Consider the following 3,759-nt stretch of genomic DNA (forward strand, 5'->3'; position numbering starts at 1 on the left):
GCGCTGCACCGCGCCCATCGACACCCCGGCCTCCGCGGCCACGTCCCGCAGCGTGACCCCCTCCAGCCCGCGGCGGTCGGCGAGCGCGCACACGGCATCGGCGATCAGCCGCCGCCGCTCCTCGTGGTCGATCTGCCTGGGCATGGGGCTCCACCGTTCCTTCACGGGCCGCGCCCGGTCCCGCGCCGGGGTCGCCCTCAAATTCCGATGCGTTTGCATCGGAACCGAGGATACGGTGTGATGCAGATGCATCGGAACGTGTCGTAGCCATGAACGAGGGAAAGGGGCAGGGGCCCGCGCACCGCCCATGGCGGCGCGCCGGTCCCGGTGAAGCGATGGACAGCGAGAAGGAGCTGTGGCGGCGCAACGCGACGGAGCTGGGAGCCGCGGTCGCCCGCGGCGAGGTCGACGCGGCGGAGGTGGTGGAGAGCCACCTGGAGCGCGTCGCCGCCACGAACCCGGCCGTCAACGCCGTCACCCAGCTCATGGCGGACGCCGCCCGCCGGGCGGCGCGCGAACTCGACCGGCGCCGCGCCCGCGGCGAGGCACTCGGCCCGCTGGCCGGCGTGCCCTTCACCGTCAAGGAGAACATCCACGTCGCCGGCTGGCCGACCACCCACGGCGTGCCGGCGCTGCGCGACCACGTGGCCGCGGCCGACTCCCCGCCCGTGCGCCGGCTGCGCGCCGCCGGCGCGATCCCCATCGGGCACTCCAACATGCCCGATCTGGCCCTCTCCACCACCCCCGAGAGCGGGCTCTTCGGCGCCACGCTCAACCCCTGGGACCCCACCCGGACCCCGGGCGCCACCAGCAGCGGTGACGGCGTGGCGGTGGCCGTCGGCATGGCGGCGCTCGGCCTCGGCAACGACTCGGGCGGCTCCGTGCGCCTCCCGGCCGCGTTCAACGGGGTGGCCGCGCTGAAGCCCGGCTACGGCCGGTTCGCCGCCGACCACCGCGTATACGGCCAGGAGCCGACGCTGGCCTCGCAGCTCTTCCCGGTCGACGGGCCCCTGGCCCGCTCGGTCGCCGATCTGCGCGCCGCCGCCGAGGCGCTCGTGGGCGCCGACGCCCAGGACCCCCGCGCCGTGCCCGTCCCGCTGAGGGGCCCCCGCCCCGCCGGCCCGATCCGCGTCGGGGTGGTCGTCGACCCGACCGGCGCCGGGACGCATCCGCGGGTGCGGGCCGCCGTCGACGAGGCCGCCGCGGCGCTGGAGGCGGCCGGCTACGCCCCGGAGGAGGTGAGCGTCCCCCGGCTGGAGGAGAGCCTGGAGAGCTACGGCCGGCTCATCATGACCGAGTTCGGCCTCAACTGGGCCCGGATCAGGACCCTGCTCACCGAGGAGAGCGCCCGCCACATCGAGCTGTCCATGGAGCGCACCCCGCCCGCCGACCTGGCCGAGTACATCCGGCACACCGGCGTACGGCTCTCCGTCCAGCGCGACTGGGCCGCGCTCCAGGAGACCCACCCGCTGCTCCTCGCGGCGACCCACACCCAACCCGTACCGGCGCGGGAGGCGCCGAAGGACGTCGAGAGCCACCTGGAGGCCGTGCTGCCGTTCGCCCTCTGCACCGCGACCTCCTACGTCGGGGTGCCCGCGGTGTCCGTGCCCACCGGACTCGCGGCCGGCATGCCCCAGGGCGTGCAGCTCATCGGGCGGGCGTACCGCGAGGATTTGTGCCTCGACGCCGCCGAGGTGATCGAGCGTCACTTCGGCGTCCTCGCCCCCGTGGAGCCCCGCCCGGCGCCGGCGCGCGCCTGACCGGGGGTTCTCCCCACCTCGCAGGGGCGGGCCCACCGGCTGTCCCGACGTGGCCCACCGCGGCGATCCTGGTCCGGCGGGCCCGCACCGGGCCCGCCGGACCCACGACGGGCGCCCCGAACGGTGACCTGCCACGGACCCGGGGACGGGGCCCGTCCCGGGTCCTGAACGGGGGCCTGCCATGGGTCCCGAACGGGGGTCGCGCGGGCCCGGACGCACGGGCCCGCGCGGGGCCGGGCGGCGGACCGGACGGCCCGAGCGGCATCTGGCGAATGGACGGCTACGGCACCGTCGTCACGCTCGACCGCGGGCGCCTCCAGGAGTACCAGGTCACCGGCGTCAGCTGTCTGAAGGGCTCCTCCGCCGAGCGCGCCGCCGGCGCCGCGCCGGGCCGCTACACCACCCCCGACGGGGAGATCGTCACCGTGCGCCCGGCCGGGCCGCCCAACCGGGCCCTGCTGCACTGGGACGGCTCGCCCGGCGACCGCGGGCTGCGCCGGGGCGTCCCGCCGCACATCACCACACCGGTGTTCACCCCGGAGGAACTCGAGCACGGCCGTGACACGGCCTTCGACCGGGCCGTCGCCGAGCTCGGCCGCTGAAGAACAACTGGGCGACGGACAGGGGGCGGCTGAGGGGGGCGGCGGCGCGGTCAGCCGCCGGTCGCCCGTGGCAGCCGGTGCAGCTCCACCCGGGTCAGCTCCCCGGCCGCCACCTCCGCGGTCATGTACGTGCAGTACGGCTGGCGCCGCCGATCCGTCGGCGACCCCGGGTTCAGCAGCCGCGGACCGCCCTCGGCCGTGCTGTCCCACGGAATGTGGCTGTGCCCGAAGACCAGGACGTCCACGTCCGGGAACCGCTCGGCGCAGCGCCGCTCGCGGCCCTGGGCCGGGCCCGTCTCGTGGACCACGGCGAACCGCACGCCGCCGAGCTCCGCGCGGGCCACCTCCGGCAGCCGCGCGCGCAGCTCGGGCCCGTCGTTGTTGCCGTACACGCCGATGAGCCGCGCGGCGGACCCGGAGAGCAGATTCAGGGTGCCGACATCCACCCAGTCCCCGGCGTGCACCACCACATCGGCGAGCTCCACCCGGGCGAGGAGCTCGTCCGGGAGCCGCTTGGCCCGGCGCGGCACATGGGTGTCGGCCATGAGCAGCAGCCGCAGGGCGGGTGAGGGCGAGCGGCCCGTCCCCGCCGCACCGCCGGCACCGGCGCGCTCGACCATGGCCTCTCCTCCCTGCGGCCGCCCCGTCGGGACCGGCCCGCGCCGACAGCGTACGAGGGTGAGGGCGCGCGGCCGGGTGGACGGCGGTGTCGGTGTACGCCGGGTGTACGACGGTGGCAGCGTACGGCGGATGCGCGCGACCGCCCCGCGGTACGCCGCCGACCGGCCGATGGGGGTGTTGTGCGTGGGCACCGCGGGTGAAATCGCGGGGCTCCGGTGAATGGAGTTCCGCTGCGGGGGGAGCATCCAGAGGCCGGGGCCGGATCGCATGGGCCACGGTGGGCGCGTGAGCATCGCGCGCCGTGGCGTCGAAGGAAAGACACGTAGTGATGGCAACAGGCACGGTGAAGTGGTTCAACGCCGAAAAGGGTTTCGGCTTCATCGCCCAGGACGGCGGGGGGCCGGACGTGTTCGTCCATTTCTCGGCCATTCAGTCCAGCGGTTACAAGTCGCTGGAAGAGAACGACAAGGTCAGTTTCGACGTCACCCAGGGCCCCAAGGGCCCCCAGGCGGAGAACGTTCACCTCCAGCAGTGACGGCGGCTCCGGGGCGGCCGTGAGCCGCCCCGGAGCGCCGAGGGATGCCGGTCCGGGCCTCCGGCGCCGGCGGCGCGCCCGCGTCCCGGACGAGCCCGGCCAGCCAGCTCCGGAAGGCCGCCTTGTGGCCGCGGGCGGCCGCCGCCACGGCGGGGGAGACGGCCCCCAGCTCGCCGAAGGAACGGAAGGGGGGGGGGGGGGGGGGGGGGGGGGGGGGGGGGGGGGGGGGGGGGGGGGGGGG

At 76.3% G+C, this 3,759-nt stretch carries 5 protein-coding genes; 3 read left to right on the forward strand and 2 right to left on the reverse strand.

The genetic code is table 11. The annotated features are described in order from the left end of the window. A partial coding sequence (locus ACSNOD_RS29490) for a TetR family transcriptional regulator (protein ID WP_436770141.1) occupies positions 1 to 144 on the reverse strand: 144 nt, incomplete at its 3' end. A 191-nt stretch (positions 145 to 335) separates the two neighbouring features. On the opposite strand from ACSNOD_RS29490, the gene ACSNOD_RS29495 reads away from it, so the two are divergent. Continuing rightward, positions 336 to 1,760, forward strand: coding sequence for an amidase (locus ACSNOD_RS29495; RefSeq protein WP_436770138.1), 1,425 nt, complete (start codon positions 336 to 338; stop codon positions 1,758 to 1,760). A 272-nt stretch (positions 1,761 to 2,032) separates the two neighbouring features. Next, on the forward strand, positions 2,033 to 2,362 hold the full coding sequence (locus tag ACSNOD_RS29500; RefSeq protein ID WP_436770139.1) for a hypothetical protein: 330 nt from the start codon (positions 2,033 to 2,035) through the stop codon (positions 2,360 to 2,362). Between the two features lie 50 nt (positions 2,363 to 2,412). Here ACSNOD_RS29500 and ACSNOD_RS29505 read toward each other — a convergent pair whose 3' ends face one another. Further along, complete coding sequence (locus ACSNOD_RS29505) at positions 2,413 to 2,922, reverse strand: metallophosphoesterase family protein (RefSeq protein ID WP_436770142.1); 510 nt, start codon at positions 2,920 to 2,922, stop codon at positions 2,413 to 2,415. Between the two features lie 389 nt (positions 2,923 to 3,311). On the opposite strand from ACSNOD_RS29505, the gene ACSNOD_RS29510 reads away from it, so the two are divergent. Beyond that, positions 3,312 to 3,518: a cold-shock protein gene (locus tag ACSNOD_RS29510; protein ID WP_436770140.1), complete on the forward strand. Its 207-nt coding sequence runs from the start codon at positions 3,312 to 3,314 to the stop codon at positions 3,516 to 3,518. Positions 3,519 to 3,759 lie beyond the last annotated feature (241 nt).

Origin of the sequence: Streptomyces sp. URMC 123 (assembly GCF_051386515.1) — a bacterium.
Taxonomy (GTDB): Bacteria; Actinomycetota; Actinomycetes; order Streptomycetales; family Streptomycetaceae; genus Streptomyces.